The following is a 20876-nucleotide window of genomic DNA, read 5'->3' as shown; positions in this document are numbered from 1 at the left end:
GAAGTACGGACCAGCCCTGGTCGGGGCCCGTCCGTACGGCCTCATGTACATCCAGGACGAGGACGCTCCCTGGCGTCACTTGGTTCCCGGTGGTCTGCATGCCGCACAGACTACGCACCGTCAAAACCCGCCCAGCGCCGAGGTTCGCCTCAAATCAGGCAAGTTACGCGCATCGAAATGGTGATGTGACGCCGTTCACCATGCCCCCCCTTGTCGCATCGGAGCTGCCGTTCTATCGTCTGGATGTATCGAGTCGATACATCAGCTCGGCATAGGGACCGACGGCGACTGAGGAGGCGAAGGATGAGCAGGCGCTCAGGCATCCTCGAATTCGCCGTGCTCGGTCTGCTGCGCGAGTCCCCGATGCACGGTTACGAGCTGCGCAAGCGCCTCAACACCTCGCTGGGGATCTTCCGCGCTTTCAGCTACGGGACGCTCTACCCCTGCCTCAAGACGCTCGTGGCAAACGGCTGGTTGATCGAAGAGACAGGCATTGCTGCGGAGGAGGCGCTCGCCGCTTCGCTCGCGGGACGCCGAGCCAAGATCGTCTACCGGTTGACGGCCGAAGGTAAGGAGCACTTCGAGGAGCTGCTCTCCCACACCGGCCCCGATACCTGGGAGGACGAGCACTTCGCCGCCCGTTTCGCCTTTTTCGGGCAGACGGAGCGCGAGGTGCGGATGCGGGTCCTCGAGGGCCGCAGGAGCCGGCTGGAGGAGCGTCTCGAGAAGATGCGCGCCTCCCTGGCCCGTACCCGGGAGCGGCTCGACGACTACACGCTTGAGCTGCAGCGTCACGGCATGGAGTCCGTGGAGCGCGAAGTGCGCTGGCTGAACGAGCTCATCGAGAGCGAGCGGGCGGGGAGGGATCAGCGACGGTCCGACCCCGAGAGCCCGGCTCGTCACGACACCACATCTGAAGAGACGGACGGCCTGCTCCGGCACCGGGACGACACCGGGCCGGATCCGTCCGACGACATCGCAAAGTGAAGCCCTGCACATCCGCAGGGCTTCGTCGAGAACACAGGGAGCAACCGCCAATGGGTTCGGTTCGCGTAGCCATCGTCGGCGTGGGCAACTGCGCCGCCTCGCTGGTGCAGGGCGTCGAGTACTACAAGGACGCCGACCCGGCGGGCAAGGTGCCGGGTCTCATGCACGTGCAGTTCGGCGACTACCACGTGAAGGACATCGAGTTCGTCGCCGCCTTCGACGTCGACGCGAAGAAGGTCGGCCTCGACCTCGCGGACGCCATCGGCGCCAGCGAGAACAACACCATCAAGATCTGCGACGTGCCGAACTCCGGCATCACCGTGCAGCGCGGTCACACCCTCGACGGCCTGGGCAAGTACTACCGCCAGACCATCGAGGAGTCCGCCGAGGCGCCGGTCGACATCGTCGAGGTCCTCAAGGACCGCCAGGTCGACGTCCTCGTCTGCTACCTGCCCGTCGGTTCCGAGGACGCTGCGAAGTTCTACGCGCAGTGCGCCATCGACGCCAAGGTCGCCTTCGTCAACGCTCTCCCGGTCTTCATCGCCGGCACCAAGGAGTGGGCGGACAAGTTCACCGAGGCGGGCGTCCCGATCATCGGCGACGACATCAAGTCGCAGGTCGGCGCCACCATCACGCACCGCGTGATGGCGAAGCTGTTCGAGGACCGGGGCGTCGTCCTGGACCGCACGATGCAGCTGAACGTCGGCGGCAACATGGACTTCAAGAACATGCTCGAGCGTGAGCGCCTGGAGTCCAAGAAGATCTCGAAGACGCAGGCCGTCACCTCGCAGATCCCCGACCGCGACCTCGGTGCGGACAACGTCCACATCGGTCCGTCCGACTACGTGGCCTGGCTGGACGACCGCAAGTGGGCCTACGTACGCCTCGAGGGCCGTGCCTTCGGTGACGTTCCGCTGAACCTGGAGTACAAGCTCGAGGTCTGGGACTCCCCGAACTCCGCGGGTGTCATCATCGACGCCGTGCGCGCCGCGAAGATCGCCAAGGACCGCGGTATCGGCGGCCCGATCCTCTCCGCGTCCTCGTACTTCATGAAGTCCCCGCCGGTTCAGTACTTCGACGACGAGGCCCACCGCGCCGTCGAGAGCTTCATCAAGGGCGAGGTCGAGCGCTAAAGCTCCGCCTGCCCCGCCTGAAGCTCCACAACGGGCCGATCGTCGAGGGTCCCCGGGCCATTCCGCCCGGGGACCCTCGACGTGTGTGACCCTTGCTCGCATGCCCGTCGTACGTGATCTGCGCGTACTCCTGCGCCTGACCGACTTCCGCCGCCTGCTGGCGGTCCGGCTGCTCTCCCAGTGCGCGGACGGCGTGTACCAGGTCGCGCTCGCCACGTACGTCGTCTTCTCCCCGGAGAAGCAGACCTCGCCCGGCGCGATCGCCTCGGCGATGGCCGTCCTGCTGCTCCCCTACTCGGTGGTCGGGCCCTTCGCTGGCGTACTGCTCGACCGCTGGCAGCGCCGCCAGGTCTTCCTGTACGGGAACCTGCTGCGGGCCGCGCTCGCCTGCGGCACCGCGGTGCTGATCCTCGCGTCCGTGCCCGACTGGCTCTTCTACGCCTCGGCCCTCTCCGTCACCGCCGTCAACCGCTTCGTCCTGTCCGGGCTCTCGGCCGCCCTGCCGCGCGTCGTGGACACCGACCGGCTCGTCGTGGCCAACTCGCTCTCTCCGACCGCCGGGACGCTCGCCGCCACCGCGGGCGGCGGCCTCGCGTTCGCCGTACGGCTGGTGGCCTCGGACTCCGATACGGCGGTGGTGCTCCTGGGAGCGGCTCTCTATCTCTGTGCCGCCCTGTCGTCACTGCGCATGAGCCGCGAGCTGCTCGGCCCCGACCCCGAGCGGGTGCAACCGCGGCTGGGCGCCGCGCTGGCTTCCACCGTGCGGGGCCTCGCCGACGGCCTGCGGCACCTGGCGGAACGCCGGGCCGCGGCACGCGCGCTGGCCGCGATGACGCTGATGCGCTTCTGCTACGGCGCACTGACGGTCATGGTGCTGATGCTGTGCCGGTACGCCTGGACCGACGGGCCGGGAGACGGTTCCGAGGGACTGGCGCTGCTCGGTATCGCCGTCGGGATCTCGGGAGCGGGGTTCTTCACGGCCGCGGTACTGACGCCATGGGGGGCGGGGCGGCTCGGACCGTACGGGTGGACGGTCCTGTGCGCGGGGGCGGCCGCCGTGCTGGAACCGGCTCTCGCCCTGCCTTTCACACCCATCCCGATGATGATCGCTGCCTTCGTGCTCGGCCTCACGACGCAGGGCGTGAAGATCACCACGGACACGGTGGTGCAGTCGTCGGTCGACGACGCCTTTCGCGGGCGGATCTTCTCGGTCTACGACGTGCTGTTCAACGTCGCGTTCGTAGGCGCCGCGGCCACAGCCGCGATGGTGCTGCCTGCTGACGGCCGCTCGGCCGCGCTGGTGGTCGCGGTCGCTCTCCTCTATGCGGCGGTTGCCGCGACCATGTTCCGCTGGAACCGGGCCGAGAGCGCCCTGTAGCGCGGGCAGCGGACACGCGAGGGGCGGTGTTTCACGTGAAACACCGCCCCTCGCGTGTCCGCCCATCGTCATGTTTCACGTGAAACATGACCTCAGCTCTGCGTCGCCCACCACTCCTTGAGCGCCGCGACCGCCGCGTCGTAGCCCATCGGCCCGTTCTCCAGCCGCAGCTCCAGCAGGAACTTGTACGCCTTGCCGATCTCCGGGCCTGGACCGGTGCCAAGCACCTTCATGATCTGGTTGCCGTCCAGGTCCGGCCGGATGGAGTCCAGCTCTTCCTGCTCCTGAAGCTGTGCGATGCGCTCCTCGAGCCCGTCGTACGCCCGCGACAGCGCGCTCGCCTTGCGCTTGTTGCGCGTGGTGCAGTCCGAGCGGGTCAGCTTGTGCAGCCGCTCCAGCTGAGGACCCGCATCGCGTACGTACCGGCGCACCGCGGAGTCGGTCCACTCACCGGTGCCGTACCCGTGGAAGCGCAGGTGCAGCTCCACCAGCGTCGAGACGTCCTTGATCATGTCGTTGGAGTACTTCAGGGCGGTCATGCGCTTCTTGGTCATCTTCGCGCCCACCACCTCGTGGTGGTGGAAGGAGACCCGGCCGTCCTGCTCGAAGCGCCGCGTCCGCGGCTTCCCGATGTCGTGCAGCAGCGCAGCGAGCCGCAGCACCAGGTCCGGCCCGTCCCGTTCCAGGTCCACGGCCTGCTCCAGAACGGTCAGCGAATGCTCATAGACATCCTTGTGCCTGTGATGCTCATCACTCTCCAGACGCAGTGCCGGCAGCTCGGGCAGTACGTGTCCGGCGAGACCGCTGTCGACGAGCAGCCTCAGGCCCTTGCGCGGGTTCACGGAGAGAATCAGCTTGTTGAGCTCGTCCCGGACCCGCTCCGCCGAGACGATCTCAATGCGCTCGGACATCGACTTCATCGCCGCGACGACCTCGGGGGCCACCTCGAAATCGAGCTGAGCGGCGAACCGCGCGGCGCGCATCATGCGCAGCGGATCGTCGGAGAACGACTCCTCAGGGGTCCCGGGAGTGCGCAGCACACGGGCCGCGAGGTCGTCGAGGCCGCCGTGGGGGTCGATGAACTCCTTCTCCGGAAGCGCGACGGCCATCGCGTTCACGGTGAAGTCCCGGCGTACGAGGTCCTGCTCGATGGAGTCGCCGTAGGACACCTCCGGCTTGCGGGAGGTCCTGTCGTACGCCTCGGAGCGGTACGTCGTGACTTCGATCTGGTAGCCCGCCTTCTGGCACCCCACCGTGCCGAAGGCGATCCCGACCTCCCACACCGAGTCCGCCCAGGGGCGGACGATCTTCAGTACGTCCTCGGGGCGGGCATCGGTCGTGAAGTCCAGATCATTGCCGAGGCGGCCGAGCAGCGCGTCCCTGACCGATCCGCCGACGAGCGCGAGAGCGAAGCCCGCCTCCTGGAAACGGCGCGCGAGATCGTCGGCGACAGGAGAGACCCGCAGCAGTTCGCTGACCGCGCGGCGCTGCACCTGACTCAGGGCACTGGGATTGTCTTCGTTGGCATTCGGCACAACAGAAAAGAGTACGTGCCCCGGTCCGCCGGGGCGTCCCCGTTTACCGCCGCCCCGAGGAGCCTTCCGATCACGTGGAGCACTCGGCAGCACTTTGCCACAGCACACCTCGTTACCATGCGTGGACGCAGGAACCGACAACCAACACCGGCAGCAGACGATGACGAGGGACGGGCGAGAGCGTGGCCGAGGCGGCAGACTTTCAGGGGATGACTCCCTCACCTGCCCGCCGGTGGCTGCGGCGCACGGCAGGACTGCTCGCCGGCGCCCCGCTGGTCGCGGGCCTTCTGTACCTCCCGGCCGCCGCGCCCGCGCGGGCAGCCGACAAGGCCCCCGGCTCGCACACGGTCGATGTGTCCCTCGACGCACTGTCTCCCGGCGCTCCGGTGGAGGGTGACGAGATCACCATTTCCGGCACGGTCACCAACAGGGGCAAGGAAGCCGTCACCGACGCGCATGTCGGACTGAGCGTGGGGCCGCGCCTGTCCGGCAGAACGGCGATCGATGCAACGGCCCGGCACAGCCGGGACGCGAACGTCCGTGACCGCGCGGAGCTCGGCGGGAAGTTCACCAAGAGATTCGCGACCCTCCCCGCCGGCATCAGCGAGAACTTCAGCATCACGGTGCCGGTCGACAAACTGGACCTCGACGACCAGGGTGTCTACCGGCTCGGCGTGTCCCTGTCGGGGCAGACCCCGAGCCGGCCGTACGAGCAGACTCTGGGCGTCCAGCGGACCTTCCTGCCCTGGCAGCCCGAAGCCACCGAGAAGAAGACCCGGCTCACCTACCTGTGGCCGCTGATCTCCTCGACGCATCTCACCGCCGAGACGGGTTCGGACGAGCAGCAGACCCCGGTCTTCGAGAACGACGACCTCGGCGCGGAGCTCGCCCCGGGCGGACGGCTGGAACAGCTCGTCTCGCTCGGCAAGGAACTGCCGGTGACCTGGGTCGTCGACCCGGACCTGCTCGCCACGGTCAACGCGATGACCGAGAGCTACGACGTCAAGTCCGAGGACGGTGAAACAACCGTCGCCGGCAAGAACCAGGCCGTCGCCAACCGGTGGCTGAGCGATCTCCAGAAGGCAGTGGAAGGCAAAAAGGTCGTCGCCCTGCCGTTCGCCGACCCCGATCTGGCCTCGCTGGCGCACCGTGGCAAGGACGTGCCCGGCTCTCTCAGCCATCTGCGGCGGGCGACCGATGTCGCCGCCACCACCGTGAAGTCGATCCTCCACACGGAACCTTCCACCGACTTCTCCTGGCCGGTGAACGGCGCCGTCGACCCGTCGGTCGTCGATGTCGCCACTTCGGCCGGCGCACACAACGTGATCGCCCGCAGCGACAGTCTCCAGGAGACGAGGGGCCTGCCGTACACGCCCACCGCGGCCCGTCCGATCGGCGGCGGCACCACCGCGGTGGTCGCCGACGCCCGGCTCTCCACCGCCTTCGAGGGCGACATGTCGAAGGCCGGCGACTCCACCCTCGCCATACAGAAGTTCCTCGCCCAGACCCTGGCGGTGACGCTCCAGGACGAGGAGAAGCAACGCAGCATCGTGGTCGCCCCGCAGCGGCTGCCGTCCGCGAGCCAGGCCCAGTCGATGGCGCGCGCCCTGCACAGCCTCGACGCCCAGCGCTGGTCCGAGCCGCTGGACCTGGTGGCTGCGGCGAAGGCCAAGCCCGACGCCCGTGCCACGACCGACGTGCCGGGGCCGTCCTCGTACCCCCGGTCGCTGAGCAGGCAGGAGCTCGCGGCCAAGGCGTTCCAGGACATCAAGACCACGCAGGCCAAGCTCGACAACTTCAAGGTGATCCTCACCGCACCCGACCGGGTGGTCACCCCCTTCGGCAACGCGATCAACCGCGCGATGTCGACGTCCTGGCGCGGGAACGGGCCGAAGGCCCAGACGTACCGCAACGGGGTGCAGAGCTACCTGATGAGCCTCACCGACGAGGTGCAGCTCATCCAGAAGTCCGACGCCACCCTGTCGGGGCGCAGCGCGACGGTGCCGGTGACCGTTCAGAACAAGCTGGTGCAGGGGGTCGAGCACCTGGTGCTGCGACTCGAGTCGACCAAGCCCACCCGGCTCAACATGGGCGGCGGACAGACCGTCGCCGAGCAGCGGGTGAAGGTCGCGGGCGGTCACAGCCAGTCGGTGAAGTTCACCGCCACCGCCAACGCCAACGGCCCGGTCCCGGTGATCGCCCAGCTCTACACCGAGGACGGCACACCGTACGGCCGCCGGATGGTGTTCACGGTCGACGTCAACGAGTTCACTCCGACCGTGATGCTTGTCATCGCCGGCGGTGTGCTGCTGCTGGTTCTCGCCGGCGTCAGGATGTACGCCCAGCGCAAGCGCGCGGCCGCCCATGAGGCCGCCGACGGGGCCGACGGCGAGGGCGGCGACTCCGAGCAGCCGAGTGACCCGACACCGGACACCGGTCCCGAAAGCAGCAACCCTTCGGGCACGGGTGAGAAAGTGGACCGTTGAGCAACACCGTGACCGGGCGGCCGGGGACGATGAGGTGGGGTTGCAATGCAGCGTCTTCCCGGGAGAGAGTCCCCGGATCTCCGGCCGGTCCACACGATCAGCATGGTCGGCCAGCGGGGCACAGCTCGCCGGAACAGGAAGCTCGAGGGGAGCACCAGTGAACGCGCCGTACGACGGTGACCGTGGACAGGGCGCGGGCGGCACCGTGCCCTTCCGGGGGGCGCCCCCGGAGCCCTCGGCAGCAGGCCATGTGCCGTCGCCGCAGCATCCCGGGTCCGACCGGCATCCCGAGTCCGACCAGGAGCCCTATGCCGTCCCGGACCCGTACGTCCAGGACGCCTACAGCTACGACCCGTACCGCTCCCAGGACCTCACCGCGCAGGACCCGGTGACGGAGGCGCTCTACGACCGCGCCTCGCACCCTCCGCCGCCGCCCGGCACCTATCAGGAGCCGCAGCCGCTGTACCAGCAGCCGTCCGCGCCGCAGTACACACCGGATCCGCACGTGTGGGCGCAGACCCCGCCGCCCGAACCGGAAGGCTTCTCGCGCCGCCTGCCGTACGGGGACGATGCCGCGACCACCGAGTTCGTGGGCGTGGACGACCTGATCACCAAGGCGGGCGAGGAACCCGCCGAGCAGGACGCGTTCGCCCATCTCTACCGCGACCAGCAGGCACCGGGGCAGCCCGCCCCCGCGGCCGCCCCCGAGGCGGCCCCCGCCCCGCCGAAGAAGCCCGCCGGCCGCGCGGCGAGCGTGCTGAAGTCGAGCGCGTTGATGGCCGCGGGCACGCTGGTCTCCCGCCTCACCGGTTTCGTACGTTCCCTGGTGATCACCGCGGCTCTGGGCGCGGCACTGCTCGGCGACACCTTCACCGTGGCGTACACCCTGCCGACGATGATCTACATCCTCACGGTCGGCGGCGGTCTCAACTCGGTCTTCGTGCCCCAGCTGGTGCGCGCGATGAAGAACGACGAGGACGGCGGCGAGGCCTTCGCCAACCGCCTCCTGACCCTCGTCATGGTCGCGCTCGGCATCATCGTGGCCCTCGCGGTCTTCGCGGCGCCACTGCTGATCCGCCTGATGTCCCTGTCGATCGCCGAAAACGAGGCGGCCAACAGCGTCGCCGTCACCTTCGCCCGCTACTGCCTGCCCACGATCTTCTTCATGGGCGTGCACGTCGTCATGGGGCAGATCCTCAACGCCCGCGGGAAGTTCGGCGCGATGATGTGGACCCCGGTCCTCAACAACATCGTCATGATCGCCACGTTCGGCCTGTTCATCTGGGTGTACGGCACCTCCGCCGAATCCCGGATGGGCGTGACGACCATCCCCGACGAAGGCGTCCAGCTCCTGGGCATCGGCACCCTGCTCGGCCTCGCCGTCCAGGCCCTGGCGATGATCCCGTACCTGCGCGAGACCGGGTTCCGCTACCGCCCCCGCTTCGACTGGAAGGGCCACGGTCTCGGCAAGACCGTCAAGCTCGCCAAGTGGACCGTCCTGTTCGTCCTCGCCAACCAGGCCGGCGTCCTCGTCGTCACGCAGCTCGCGACCGCCGCGGGCAAGGCTTCCGGCAAGGACGGCGCGGGCATCCTCGCCTACTCCAACGCCCAGCTGATCTGGGGCATGCCGCAGGCCATCATCACGGTCTCCGTCATGGCCGCCCTGCTGCCCCGCATCTCCCGCGCCGCACATGACAACGATCCGGGCGCCGTCCGCGACGACATCTCCCAGGGACTGCGCAACTCGGCCGTCGCGATCGTCCCGGTCGCCTTCGCGTTCCTGGCGCTCGGCGTCCCCATGTGCACCCTGCTGTTCGCCTCCACCGGCCACGAGGGCGCCCAAGCCATGGGCTTCACTCTGATGGCCTTCGGACTCGGCCTCATCCCGTACTCCGTGCAGTACGTCGTCCTGCGCGGCTTCTACGCGTACGAGGACACCCGCACCCCCTTCTACAACACCGTCATCGTCGCCGCGGTCAACGCCGCGGCCTCCGCCGTCTGCTACTTCGTCCTGCCCCCCCAGTGGGCCGTGGTCGGCATGGCCGCCTCCTACGGGCTGGCCTACGCCATCGGTGTCGGTGTGGCCTGGCGGCGCCTGCGCAACCGGCTGGGGGGCGACCTGGACGGCACACACGTCCTGCGTACGTACGCCAGGCTCGCCGGTGCCTCAGTACCGGCGGCGATCCTCGGCGGCGCGGCGGCCTTCGGCATCATGCGGGTCCTGGGCAGCGACGCCCTCGGGTCGCTCGCGGCGCTGGTCGTGGGCGGCATCGTGCTCCTCGGCGTCTTCTTCCTCGCCGCGAAGAGGATGCGGATCGTGGAACTCAACGCCATGGTCGGCATGGTGCGCGGACGGCTCGGGCGCTGACGGCCGGGCGGCCCCGCACAACCTTCGTCGGCCGCCGCGTGTCGTGCATAGCACCGGACTGTGGGCACAATTGGCATGGCTGTTCAACAGCGCGCAACGGATGGGGAGGCAGGAACGACGGTGGCGGAACGTAGCACGGCTGCCGTCGACGTGGCCGACAACAGCGGCGATGAACCGCTGGCCGCCAAGGCGGACAAGGCCACGGCCGACGGGGTGGCAAAAGCCCAGGAGCCAGCGGACGAGAGCAAGAGCGGCGCGGACGGCGAGCGCCAAGGCGCCGAACCCCCCATCGCCACGCCTGAGCTGCACAGCGGGCACAAGCTCGCCAGACGCTACCGGCTCGAAGAATGCGTCACCCGCCTGGACGGTTTCAGCAGTTGGCGCGCAGTCGACGAGAAGCTGCGCCGGGCCGTGGGCGTGCACCTGCTGCCCGCGGACCACCCGCGAGCCAGATCCGTGCTCGCCGCGGCCCGCTCCTCGGCACTGCTCGGCGATCCCCGGTTCGTGCAGGTCCTGGACGCCGTGGAGGAGAACGATCTCGTCTATGTCGTCCACGAATGGCTGCCCGACGCCACCGAACTGACGGCGCTCCTCGCAGCGGGTCCGCTGGAGGCCCACGAGGCGTACCAGCTCGTCAGCCAGATCTCCCAGGCCATGGCCGCCGCCCACCGCGAGGGCCTCGCCCACCTCAGGCTCACCCCGGGCGCCATCCTGCGGACCTCCTCGGGCCAGTACCGCATCCGCGGACTCGCGGTGAACGCCGCTCTGCGCGGCATCACCTCCGACCGCCCGCAGCGCACCGACACCGAGGCGATCGGTGCGCTGCTGTACGCCGCCCTGACACAGCGCTGGCCGTACGAGAAGGACGCCTACGGCCTCTCCGGGCTGCCCAAGGGCGTCGGACTGATCCCCCCCGACCAGGTACGGGCCGGCATCCACCGGGGCCTTTCGGAGCTCGCCATGCGGGCCCTGGTCAACGACGGCGCCACCGCCTCACGCCAGGAACCGCCCTGCACGACCCCCGACGAGCTGGCCAAGGCCGTCGCCGCGATGCCCCGCATCCGCCCGCCGGAGCCCGCCTTCACGGCGCCCCCCGAGTACCAGCGCACCACCTACCAGCAGGGAACCTACGGCAGGCCGGGCCCGCACCCGGGCACGCCCGTCACCCAGCCCATCGCCGCCGTCCCGCCCCGACCGCTCCAGAGCCGCACCGGCAAAGCCCTCAAGTGGAGCGTGGCCGCGCTGCTCATCACCGCGCTCGGCCTCGGCAGCTGGCAGCTCGCCGACACGCTCCTGGACCGCACCAAGGACTCCGGTGGCTCCAGGACCTCGCAGCCGAACGGCGACGAGGCCCCCAAGAAGAAGCTGGACCCGAAGCCGCTCCAGATCTCCGACGCCACGGTGTTCGCCCCGAACGGCTCCGGCATAGAACCGGAGGATGTACCGAACGCCATCGACGGTGAGACCGGCACCGCCTGGATCACCGGGCAGTACCGGGGTTTCGCCAACTTCGGCAACCTCCCGCAACGCAAGGACGGCAGCGGGATCATCGTCGATCTCGGCAGCGTCAAGGACGTGTCCGGCATCGACATCGACATGTACCGCAGCGGCCAGACCGTCGAAGTGCTCGCCGCAGAAGAAGACGCCTCGGCCCCGTCCGCCGTCTCCGATTTCTCACAGGAGATGACCGCACTCGAGCCGGTGACAGACAAGCTGGAAACCACGCTCGACAAGCCGGTCCGCACCCGGTACATCCTGATCCACATCACAGAACTGCCGACCGACGGATCACCCAGCGCCTTCCGCGGCGGAATCTCGGAGATCAGGATCAACGGCTGACCTGCACACCAGGGGAGGGGGCTCACCGTTGGACGACGTCACGCTCAGCGCCACAAGCGACCAGGACCTCCTGGCCGCCCATGTCAAAGGCGACCCGAACGCCTTCGGTGAGCTCGTACGACGTCACCGCGACCGGCTGTGGGCCGTGGCCCTGCGCACGCTGGGCGACCGCGAGGAGGCCGCCGACGCGGTCCAGGACGCCCTGGTGTCCGCCTACCGCGCCGCCCACACCTTCCGTGGCCAGTCGGCCGTCACCACTTGGCTGCACCGCATCACCGTCAATGCCTGCCTCGACCGGGCCCGCAAGGCGGCCTCCCGCAAGACCGCGCCGGTCGACGACGCCGACCGCCTCGACCAGCTGCTGGAGCCCCACGAATCCGCCGAGGCCCCTGCGGAGCGCCAGGACCTCCACCGAGAACTCATTGCGGCACTGGCCACCCTGCCCCCCGAGCAGCGGGCCGCCCTGGTACTCGTGGACATGCAGGGCTACCCGGTGGCGGAGGCCGCCGACGTCCTCGGGGTACCGACAGGGACGGTGAAGAGCCGCTGTGCGCGCGGCCGCGCCCGGCTGTTGCCGCTGCTCACCCATCTGCGCACCGGCAGCGGGGACAGCAATCACCTCGGTGGGGGAAGGAACCGGACGCCCGGGGCATCCGTCCCACCGGCATCGGGGCCAAAGGACGCAGGGCCAAGTGATCCTGCTGCTGTGAAGGGCGGAGGTGAGCGCGCATGACATCGACGGCCGGCACGACTCAGCACCCGGACGTCTCGGAGATCTCCGATCTCACCGAGGGCCTCCTGCCCCCTTCCCGCACGGAAGAGGTACGCCGCCATCTGGACGCGTGCGCGCTGTGCGCCGACGTACAGGCTTCCCTGGACGAGATCCGCGGGCAGCTCGGCACCCTGCCCGGCCCGCTGCGCATGCCTGCCGATATCGCAGGCCGCATCGACGCCGCTCTGGCAGCCGAAGCGCTTCTGGACTCCACGGCGCCCGAAGAGAGCGCGCATGTTTCACGTGAAACAGCGCCCGCACCGCGTGTCACCGAGACCACCGTCGCGGACCGCCCCGCCGGCCGTCCCCACGCGACAACCGGTCCCGGACGGGACCGCCGGGCAAAGCGCCGTCGGCGCAATGCCGTCATCGGCGCGGTACTCGGCACGGCCGCACTCGGCGTGGGCGTACTCCTGCTGCAGCCGTTCCAGTCACCGACTTCTCAGACCAACAAGGACGCCTCCGCCGACGGCGGCGTCTCCGCCACGAAGAAATCGGAGGACAAGTTCTCCGACACCGCTCTCGAGGACCGGGTGCGGGACCTGATCGCCAAGCAGCCGATGTCCCGGAGCAAGACGGCCGAGGACGGCTCTTCCCTGGGCGTCGAGTCCCACTCTCCCAAGCGGGGGACCGACACGATCGTGCCCCAGTGCGTCCAGGACGGCACCGGACGCAACACCGTGCCGCTCGCCGCGGAGAAGGGGACGTACAACGGCAAGAGCGCCTTCCTCGTCGTACTGCCGCACACCACCGACACCAGCCGGGTACAGGCCTATGTCGTCGATGCCGCCTGTGTCGAGGCGGCTCCCCCTGCCAAGGGTGAGATTCTGCTGACACACGCCTACTCCCGCCGCTGACATCACGGCGGAATGGACCGGACACCTCGGGAATGCATGCCCCGTAGGATCCGTTGGGTGGGGTGAGAGTCCAGACAGGCCCCAGTAGGCAGCAGGCAGTCCGCAGAGACGAGGAAAAAACCCGTGAGCGACGTCCGAAACGTGATCATCATCGGCTCCGGGCCCGCCGGCTACACCGCCGCGCTGTACACAGCGCGTGCGTCGTTGAAGCCGCTGGTGTTCGAAGGTGCGGTGACCGCAGGCGGTGCTCTGATGAACACCACCGACGTGGAGAACTTCCCCGGGTTCCGCGACGGCATCATGGGCCCCGACCTGATGGACAACATGCGTGCCCAGGCCGAGCGCTTCGGCGCCGAGCTGGTCCCGGACGACGTCGTGTCCGTCGACCTCACCGGTGACATCAAGACCGTCACCGACACCGCCGGCACGGTCCACCGCGCCAAGGCGGTCATCGTCTCGACGGGTTCCCAGCACCGCAAGCTCGGCCTGCCCAAGGAGGACGCGCTCTCCGGACGCGGTGTCTCCTGGTGCGCCACCTGCGACGGATTCTTCTTCAAGGACCAGGACATCGCCGTGGTCGGCGGTGGCGACACCGCGATGGAGGAGGCGACCTTCCTCTCCCGCTTCGCGAAGTCCGTCACCATCGTCCACCGCCGGGACACCCTGCGCGCCTCCAAGGCGATGCAGGACCGCGCCTTCGCCGACTCGAAGATCAAGTTCGCCTGGGACAGCGCGGTTGCCGAACTCCAGGGCGACCAGAAGCTCGCGGGTGTGACGCTGCGGGACACCAAGACCGGTGAGACCACGCCGCTGCCCGTCACCGGACTGTTCATCGCCGTGGGCCACGACCCGCGCACCGAGCTGTTCAAGGGTCAGCTGGAGTTGGACGACGAGGGTTACGTGAAGGTCGACGCGCCGTCGACGCGCACGAACCTCACCGGTGTCTTCGCCGCCGGTGACGTCGTCGACCACACCTACCGGCAGGCCATCACGGCTGCGGGCACCGGCTGCTCGGCCGCACTCGACGCCGAGCGCTTCCTGGCCTCTCTCGCCGACACCGAGAAGGTGGCCGAGCCCGAAAAGACCGCCACCGTCTGATCTTCCCTCCCCACCTCACACCCCACCCGAAGTTAAGGAGGCTGCCGTGGCCGGCACCTTGAAGAACGTGACTGACGCATCCTTCGAACAGGACGTCCTCAAGAGCGACAAGCCCGTACTGGTCGACTTCTGGGCCGCGTGGTGCGGTCCGTGCCGTCAGATCGCCCCGTCGCTCGAGGCCATCGCGGCCGAGCACGGCGACCAGATCGAGGTCGTCAAGCTCAACATCGACGAGAACCCGGACACCGCCGCCAAGTACGGCGTGATGTCCATCCCGACGCTGAACGTGTATCAGAACGGCGAGGTCGTCAAGACCATCGTCGGCGCCAAGCCGAAGGCCGCGATCGTCCGCGACCTCGGTGACTTCATCGGCGACGAGGTCACCACGGCCTGACAGCCTCTCCTGTTTCACGTGAAACGTGTGTGGGCTCATCCCTGGAAGGGATGAGCCCACACACGTTTTCCCACTCTCACAGCGGACGCAGCACCGGTTCCTTCTGGACCGCCCCCAGCAGCCTGTCGAGAGCAAGCTCGACGTCTTCCTTCCAGGACAGGGTCGTCCGCAGCTCCAGCCGCAACCGGGGATGCAACGGATGCGGACGTACGGTCTTGAAGCCGACGGACAGCAGGTGCTCGGCGGGCAACAGACACGCGGGCTCCGTCCAGCGGGCGTTGCCGAACGCCTCGATGGCCTTGAATCCCCGTCGCAGCACGTCCTTGGCAACGGTCTGCACCATCACCCGCCCCAGCCCCTGCCCCTGATAGCTGGGCATGATCCAGGCCGTCATCAGCTGCACAGCGTCCGGGGACACCGGACTGGTGGGGAACGCCGTCGACCGCGGTACATACGCCGGTGGCGCGTACAGAACGAAGCCCACCGGGACCTCGTCGACGTAGACCACCCGCCCGCAGGACCCCCACTCCAGCAGAACAGCTGAGATCCAGGCTTCTTTCTCCAGCTCGGGAGTGCCCGCCTTTAAGGCTGCTTCTCCACTGACCGGATCAAGCTCCCAGAAGACGCAGGACCGGCAGCGCTCGGGAAGGTCCGGAAGATTGTCCAGCGTGAGCGGTACGAGCCGACGCCCCATGAAGGATGTTCCTCGCTTCCTTCGCCTGCCGCATCGCGGGCGGCTGCCAGAACGCCCCGTTCCCGGAGCAGACTGCCGACGAACCCGCCGACTGCCCCGACACTCAGCCCTGCTGTCACCAGCCGGCTGCGGCTCACCGATCGCATGACCCCCAACCTCCCTCTCAAGTGAACCAAGGTGGATGTGCCATACCAGAAGGCATCGTATCCACCATGCGATCGGACGGACACCGTGGGAAAACAAAGGGCGGGTCGTGTTCCGGTTCACTCCGGAACACGACCCGCCCTGCGACGGCTCGACCGAGAGTTCAGCTCTCGCCGTCCTCCGCGTTCTCTTCGGTGAGTCCCTTCTGCAGGACCCGCCCCTCGCCGGGGGCAAGCGTCCCGAGAATCCGCTCCAGATCGTCCATCGAGGCAAACTCGACGACGATCTTTCCCTTCTTCTGTCCCAGGTCGACCTTCACCCGGGTCTCGAACCGGTCCGAAAGCCGGGAAGCGAGACCAGTCAGGGCAGGCGACACCCGGGCACCCGCCCGCGGGCTCTTCGCCTTGGGAGAGCTCTGTGGACGTGAGTCCATCAGAGTGACGATTTCCTCGACCGAACGCACTGACAGTCCCTCGGCCACGATGCGGTGCGCCAGACGGTCCTGTTCCTCCGAATCCTCCACGCCGAGCAGGGCCCGCGCATGACCGGCGGAGATCACACCCGCCGCGACCTTGCTCTGCACCGAAGGCGACAGCTTCAGCAGACGCAGCGTGTTGGAGACCTGCGGGCGCGAGCGCCCGATCCGGTCGGCCAACTGGTCGTGGGTGCAATTGAAGTCCTTGAGCAGCTGGTCGTACGCCGCTGCCTCTTCCAGCGGGTTGAGCTGAGCCCTGTGCAAGTTCTCCAGCAGTGCGTCGAGGAGCAGCTTCTCGTCCTCCGTGGCCCGGACGATCGCGGGGATCCTCTCCAGCCCTGCTTTCTTGCAGGCCCGCCAGCGGCGCTCACCCATGATGAGCTCGTAGCGCTCATGTCCCAGCTGCCGTACGACGACAGGCTGGAGGAGACCCACCTCCTTGATGGAGGTGACCAGTTCCGCGAGGGCTTCCTCGTCGAACTCCTTACGGGGCTGCTTCGAATTCGGCTTGATGGAGTCCAGCAGCAGCTCAGCGAAGTGAACTCCGGCGACTTCATCGAGCTCTGCCGACTCCCACTCCCGCACGGGAGCTTCTGTTTCACGTGAAACAGAAGCCGCAGGAAGCGAAGTCACCTTCGCGGCGGCCACTCCGCGCTCCGTGGTCAGCACCGGCACCGCTCCGGGAGACGTCGAAGCCAGCCCTACGGGCACGCCCGGATTCTCCGATGAAGCGGGCGGGATCAACGCGGCGAGCCCGCGCCCCAATCCTCTACGTCGGTCACTCACTGGATCCCCTCCGGCATGCTCTGCTGACTGTTCTGGCTGCCCGAGTGGGCATGCTGCGGGTCGTAATGCACCCCGACACCCCGCAGCGCGATCTCACGGGCCGCTTCGAGGTACGACAGTGACCCACTGGACCCCGGGTCATAGGTGAGCACGGTCTGCCCATAACTCGGTGCTTCGGAGATACGCACGGACCGCGGGATGCTCGTCCTGAGCACCTCCTTGCCGAAGTGGGTACGCACTTCGTCAGCAACCTGAGAGGCCAGCCGCGTCCTTCCGTCATACATGGTCAGCAGAATCGTTGACACATGCAGGTCGGGGTTGAGATGCCCCCGCACCAGATCGACGTTCCGAAGGAGCTGCCCCAGGCCTTCGAGCGCGTAGTACTCGCACTGGATGGGGATCAGCACCTCCGCCCCGGCGACCATCGCATTGACCGTCAGCAGGCCCAGCGAAGGCGGGCAGTCGATGAGGATGTAATCCAGCGGCTGCTCGTACGCCTGGATGGCCCGCTGCAAGCGGCTCTCCCTCGCCACCAGCGAGACCAGTTCGATCTCTGCACCGGCGAGATCAATAGTGGCCGGGGCGCAGAAGAGGCCTTCGACGTCCGGGACCGGCTGAACCACTTCGGAGAGCGGCCTGCTGTCGACCAGGACGTCATAGATCGAAGGGACTTCGGCGTGATGGTCGATCCCCAGCGCCGTGGAAGCATTGCCCTGCGGGTCGAGGTCGATCACCAGGACGCGTGCGCCGTGCAGCGCGAGCGAAGCGGCAAGGTTGACCGTCGACGTGGTCTTCCCGACGCCGCCCTTTTGGTTGGCCACCACCATGATGCGGGTCTGCTCAGGCCGGGGCATGCCCTCACCGGCGCGGCCAAAAGCCTCTACCGCCAGTTGAGCAGCACGACCAATGGGGGTGTCGTCCATCGGGGGCGGCGTTTCACGTGAAACATCCTCCCCCTCCGATTCGGTTCGGGGACCGGGGACCGGGTCGGTCATCGGTCCCGCGATGTTGGCGTCGGACCGCAAGGATTCACTCTCCTCGACTTCAGGCTCGCAATGCACAGAGCCTGCCATGCTTTCGGGGTCATGAACCAGCGAGGTCCGTTCTTCTGTGGAGGAATCCACCTCTGTGAACAACTCCGTAGCCCTCACGGGCCTGCGGTCGCGCGGCGCGGCAGCCTCACGAGTGCGGCTGATGATTCCATGCAGCAGAGAGCGGTGTTTCACGTGAAACACGATGCACCGGCTCCACAGCTACGCCTTCACGACACTCCGAAATACGTACATATGGCAGATCGTGTGCAGCATCATGGACAGACAGCGCAGATTACCGGCGCCGACGTGTACGCCCCGTTCGCGCAGCCTTGGCCCGCTTGGCCGCGAACCGCACCCCGCCGGGGCTCTCCCCGACCTTCACACGCACCACCGTGGACAACGGATCCACCACGCCCTCACCGACGTGCAGCACCTCCGTCTCCACCACACCGAGCTTACTCAGCGCGGAACGGGTGCTCTTGAGCTCCTCCTCGGCGGTGTCACCCTTGAGCGCCAGCATCTCCCCGTACGGACGCAGCAGGGGAACCCCCCAGCCGGCCAGCCGGTCCAGCGGTGCCACAGCCCGCGCCGTCACCACATGAACCGGCGGCAGCTTCCCGAGGACTTCCTCCGCACGGCCACGCACCACCGTCACATGCTCCAGGCCCAGCAGCTCGACCACTTCCTGAAGGAAGTTCGTGCGCCGCAGAAGAGGCTCCAACAGGGTGATCTTCAGGTCCGGGCGCACCAGCGCCAGCGGGATGCCCGGAAGCCCGGCGCCCGACCCCACATCGCAGACCGTGACCCCTTCGGGAACGACCTCGGAGAGCACCGCACAGTTCAGCAAGTGCCGCTCCCACAACCGCGGCACCTCACGCGGGCCGATCAGACCTCGCTCGACTCCGGCGTCCGCGAGCAGTTCCGCGTACCGGACGGCCTCTGGAAAGCACTCACCGAATACCGCCCGCGCCTCTTCAGGCGCCTGGGGAAGCGCTGCTTCCTCCGTCACGGGGACCGTCCTTCCGTACCGCGCTACCGCGCTACCGCACTGGTGGCTGACTATCAGGCTGACAAAGATCGGCCCCGCCTGCGAACAGACGGGGCCGACAGGCGAGGGACCGGTCAGGCCGGGAGCACAACGACGAAGCGCTGCGGCTCCTCGCCCTCGGACTCACTGCGCAGACCCGCCGCTGCGATCGCGTCGTGCACGACCTTGCGCTCGAAGGGCGTCATCGGGTCCAGCTTCACCGGCTCGCCCGTGCTCTTCACATCATTCGCGGCCTTGGCGCCGAGCTCTGCGAGCTCTTCGCGCTTCTTGGCCCGGAAGCCCGCGATGTCCAGCATCAACCGGCTGCGGTCCCCGGTCTCACGGTGCACGGCGAGACGCGTCAGCTCCTGAAGCGCCTCCAGCACCTCACCGTCGCGACCCACGAGCTTCTGAAGATCACGGCTACCCGCGTCACTGATGATCGAGACCGAAGCCCGATCGGCCTCGACATCCATGTCGATGTCACCGTCGAGGTCGGTGATGTCGAGCAGACCCTCAAGGTAGTCGGCCGCGATCTCCCCTTCCTGCTCGAGGCGGGTCAGGGTGTCGACACCCTCAGCGGCCACGGAGGTGGTGCCTTCCGTCACGGGATGGACTCCTTATTAATTACTTCTTGGACGGGTGCTTGGGCCGCTGCTGGCCCTTGCGCTGCCCGGACTTGGCTTGGCGTGCGGAACCGGAAGCAGGCTTGCCGGCCGTCTTGGGCTTGTCGGCCTGCTCGGGCTCTTCCTTCTGCAGCGAGGTCTTCGTCGCCACAGGCTCGATGCCGGACTGACGCTGCGCCTTGGTCAGACGCTTGGGCTGCTGCCGCTTCGGGCCGGAGTCGGCCGTAGCGCCGCCCTCGGCCTCGACCTCGGGTTCGCCCTTCGCCACGGTGCCGTCAGGCTGCACGGTCAGACGCGCCATGCCGAGACCCCTGACGAACTTACGCTCGGCCTCATTGCGCTCACGGCCCTTGGCGGCGATCTGCTTGACCACGTTGCGCTCGCGCCGGCTGCGCACCTTGCCGTGCTTGACGATCGACTTCTGCATCCGCTCCAGCAGCTGGGCCTGCGCCTTGCTGCCCGGAGTCGGGTTGCCGTGGATCACGTACATCTGCTGGCCCATGGTCCACACGTTGGTGGTCAGCCAGTAGACGAGGACACCGACGGGGAAGTTGATGCCCATGACGGCGAACATGACCGGGAAGATGTACATCAGCATCTTCTGCTGCTGCATGAACGGCGTCTTCACCGTCAGGTCGACGTTCTTCGTCATCAGCTGGCGCTGCGTGTAGAACTGCGACGCCGACATCAGGACGATCATGATCGCGGTGATGATGCGGACATCGAGCAGAGAGGCGTCGAACTTCACCATGTCCGCCGCGCTGTCCGTGAACTTCGCAGCCAGCGGAGCACCGAAGATGTGCGCCTCACGCGCGCTCGCCAGCAGCGAGTCGTTGATAACGCCGACGGTCTTGCCCGAGGCGATGCTGGAGAGCACGTGGTACAGGGCGAAGAAGAACGGCGACTGCGCCAGGATGGGAAGGCACGAGGACAACGGGTTGGTACCCGTCTCCTTGTACAGCTTCATCATCTCTTCGGACTGACGCTGCTTGTCGTTCTTGTAGCGCTCCTGGATCTTCTTCATCTCAGGCTGGAGCGCCTGCATGCCACGCGTCGACTTGATCTGCTTGACGAACAGCGGGATCAGACAGATCCGGATCAGCACCACCAGGGACACGATGGACAGACCCCAGGCCCAGCCCGTGTCAGGCCCGAAAAGCGCCCCGTACATCGTGTGGAACTGGACGATGACCCAGGAAACCGGGGTGGTGATAAAACTGAAGAGACTGGCAATCGTGTCCAC

Annotated in this window: 17 protein-coding genes; 10 read left to right on the top strand and 7 right to left on the bottom strand. The window is 67.8% G+C overall.

The features are described from left to right. Positions 1–303 precede the first annotated feature (303 nt). The 3 genes from ABD374_RS16750 to ABD374_RS16740 all read left to right on the top strand — a co-directional run bounded on the left by ABD374_RS16750 (position 304) and on the right by ABD374_RS16740 (position 3498). On the top strand, positions 304–987 hold the full coding sequence (locus ABD374_RS16750) for a PadR family transcriptional regulator (protein WP_344495949.1): 684 nt from the start codon (positions 304–306) through the stop codon (positions 985–987). A gap of 50 nt (positions 988–1037) precedes the next feature. Continuing rightward, complete coding sequence (locus ABD374_RS16745) at positions 1038–2120, top strand: inositol-3-phosphate synthase (RefSeq protein ID WP_344495948.1); 1083 nt, start codon at positions 1038–1040, stop codon at positions 2118–2120. A 100-nt stretch (positions 2121–2220) separates the two neighbouring features. Then, positions 2221–3498: an MFS transporter gene (locus ABD374_RS16740; RefSeq protein WP_344495946.1), complete on the top strand. Its 1278-nt coding sequence runs from the start codon at positions 2221–2223 to the stop codon at positions 3496–3498. A gap of 92 nt (positions 3499–3590) precedes the next feature. On the opposite strand, the gene ABD374_RS16735 is transcribed toward ABD374_RS16740, so the two are convergent. After that, positions 3591–5033, bottom strand: coding sequence for a CCA tRNA nucleotidyltransferase (locus ABD374_RS16735; protein WP_344495945.1), 1443 nt, complete (start codon positions 5031–5033; stop codon positions 3591–3593). A 182-nt stretch (positions 5034–5215) separates the two neighbouring features. Here ABD374_RS16735 and ABD374_RS16730 point away from each other — a divergent pair, with 182 nt between their 5' ends. The 7 genes from ABD374_RS16730 (at position 5216) to trxA (ending at position 14847) form a co-directional block, all read left to right on the top strand. Then, complete coding sequence (locus tag ABD374_RS16730; protein WP_344495943.1) at positions 5216–7519, top strand: DUF6049 family protein; 2304 nt, start codon at positions 5216–5218, stop codon at positions 7517–7519. 157 nt (positions 7520–7676) lie between these two features. Beyond that, positions 7677–9887 (top strand): murein biosynthesis integral membrane protein MurJ, encoded by a 2211-nt coding sequence (murJ, locus tag ABD374_RS16725; RefSeq protein ID WP_344495941.1) that lies wholly within the window; start codon positions 7677–7679, stop codon positions 9885–9887. A 120-nt stretch (positions 9888–10007) separates the two neighbouring features. After that, entirely contained in the window at positions 10008–11726 is a 1719-nt protein-coding gene (locus ABD374_RS16720; protein WP_344495939.1) for a protein kinase family protein, read from the top strand. A 28-nt stretch (positions 11727–11754) separates the two neighbouring features. After that, positions 11755–12459: an RNA polymerase sigma factor SigM gene (gene sigM / locus ABD374_RS16715; RefSeq protein WP_344495937.1), complete on the top strand. Its 705-nt coding sequence runs from the start codon at positions 11755–11757 to the stop codon at positions 12457–12459. Then, entirely contained in the window at positions 12456–13355 is a 900-nt protein-coding gene (locus ABD374_RS16710; protein ID WP_344495936.1) for an anti-sigma factor, read from the top strand. Before sigM ends, ABD374_RS16710 begins: the two co-directional genes overlap by 4 nt. Positions 13356–13478: 123 nt before the next feature. After that, positions 13479–14453, top strand: a complete 975-nt coding sequence (gene trxB, locus ABD374_RS16705; protein WP_344495935.1) for a thioredoxin-disulfide reductase — start codon at positions 13479–13481, stop codon at positions 14451–14453. Positions 14454–14499: 46 nt separating this feature from the next. Then, entirely contained in the window at positions 14500–14847 is a 348-nt protein-coding gene (trxA, locus tag ABD374_RS16700) for a thioredoxin (protein ID WP_344495934.1), read from the top strand. Positions 14848–14923: 76 nt separating this feature from the next. Here trxA and ABD374_RS16695 read toward each other — a convergent pair whose 3' ends face one another. The 6 genes from ABD374_RS16695 to yidC form a co-directional block, all read right to left on the bottom strand. After that, positions 14924–15541: a GNAT family N-acetyltransferase gene (locus tag ABD374_RS16695; RefSeq protein ID WP_344495933.1), complete on the bottom strand. Its 618-nt coding sequence runs from the start codon at positions 15539–15541 to the stop codon at positions 14924–14926. A gap of 307 nt (positions 15542–15848) precedes the next feature. Beyond that, positions 15849–16946, bottom strand: coding sequence for a ParB/RepB/Spo0J family partition protein (locus ABD374_RS16690; protein ID WP_344495932.1), 1098 nt, complete (start codon positions 16944–16946; stop codon positions 15849–15851). Beyond that, positions 16943–18019 carry a ParA family protein gene (locus ABD374_RS16685; RefSeq protein WP_344496134.1) on the bottom strand — a complete coding sequence of 359 codons (1077 nt, stop codon included), beginning with the start codon at positions 18017–18019 and terminating at the stop codon, positions 16943–16945. The genes ABD374_RS16690 and ABD374_RS16685 overlap by 4 nt, the downstream gene beginning before the upstream one ends. Before the next feature lie 253 nt (positions 18020–18272). Continuing rightward, positions 18273–18989 (bottom strand): 16S rRNA (guanine(527)-N(7))-methyltransferase RsmG, encoded by a 717-nt coding sequence (gene rsmG, locus ABD374_RS16680; RefSeq protein ID WP_344495931.1) that lies wholly within the window; start codon positions 18987–18989, stop codon positions 18273–18275. 113 nt (positions 18990–19102) lie between these two features. Continuing rightward, positions 19103–19615: a Jag family protein gene (locus ABD374_RS16675; protein WP_344495930.1), complete on the bottom strand. Its 513-nt coding sequence runs from the start codon at positions 19613–19615 to the stop codon at positions 19103–19105. A gap of 19 nt (positions 19616–19634) precedes the next feature. After that, positions 19635–20876, bottom strand: coding sequence for a membrane protein insertase YidC (gene yidC, locus ABD374_RS16670; RefSeq protein ID WP_344495929.1), 1242 nt, complete (start codon positions 20874–20876; stop codon positions 19635–19637).

Origin of the sequence: Streptomyces enissocaesilis (assembly GCF_039533765.1) — a bacterium.
Lineage (GTDB): Bacteria > Actinomycetota > Actinomycetes > Streptomycetales > Streptomycetaceae > Streptomyces > Streptomyces enissocaesilis.
The sequence above is the reverse complement of the archived record's forward strand: the minus strand, read 5'-3'. Positions and strand labels throughout refer to the sequence as shown.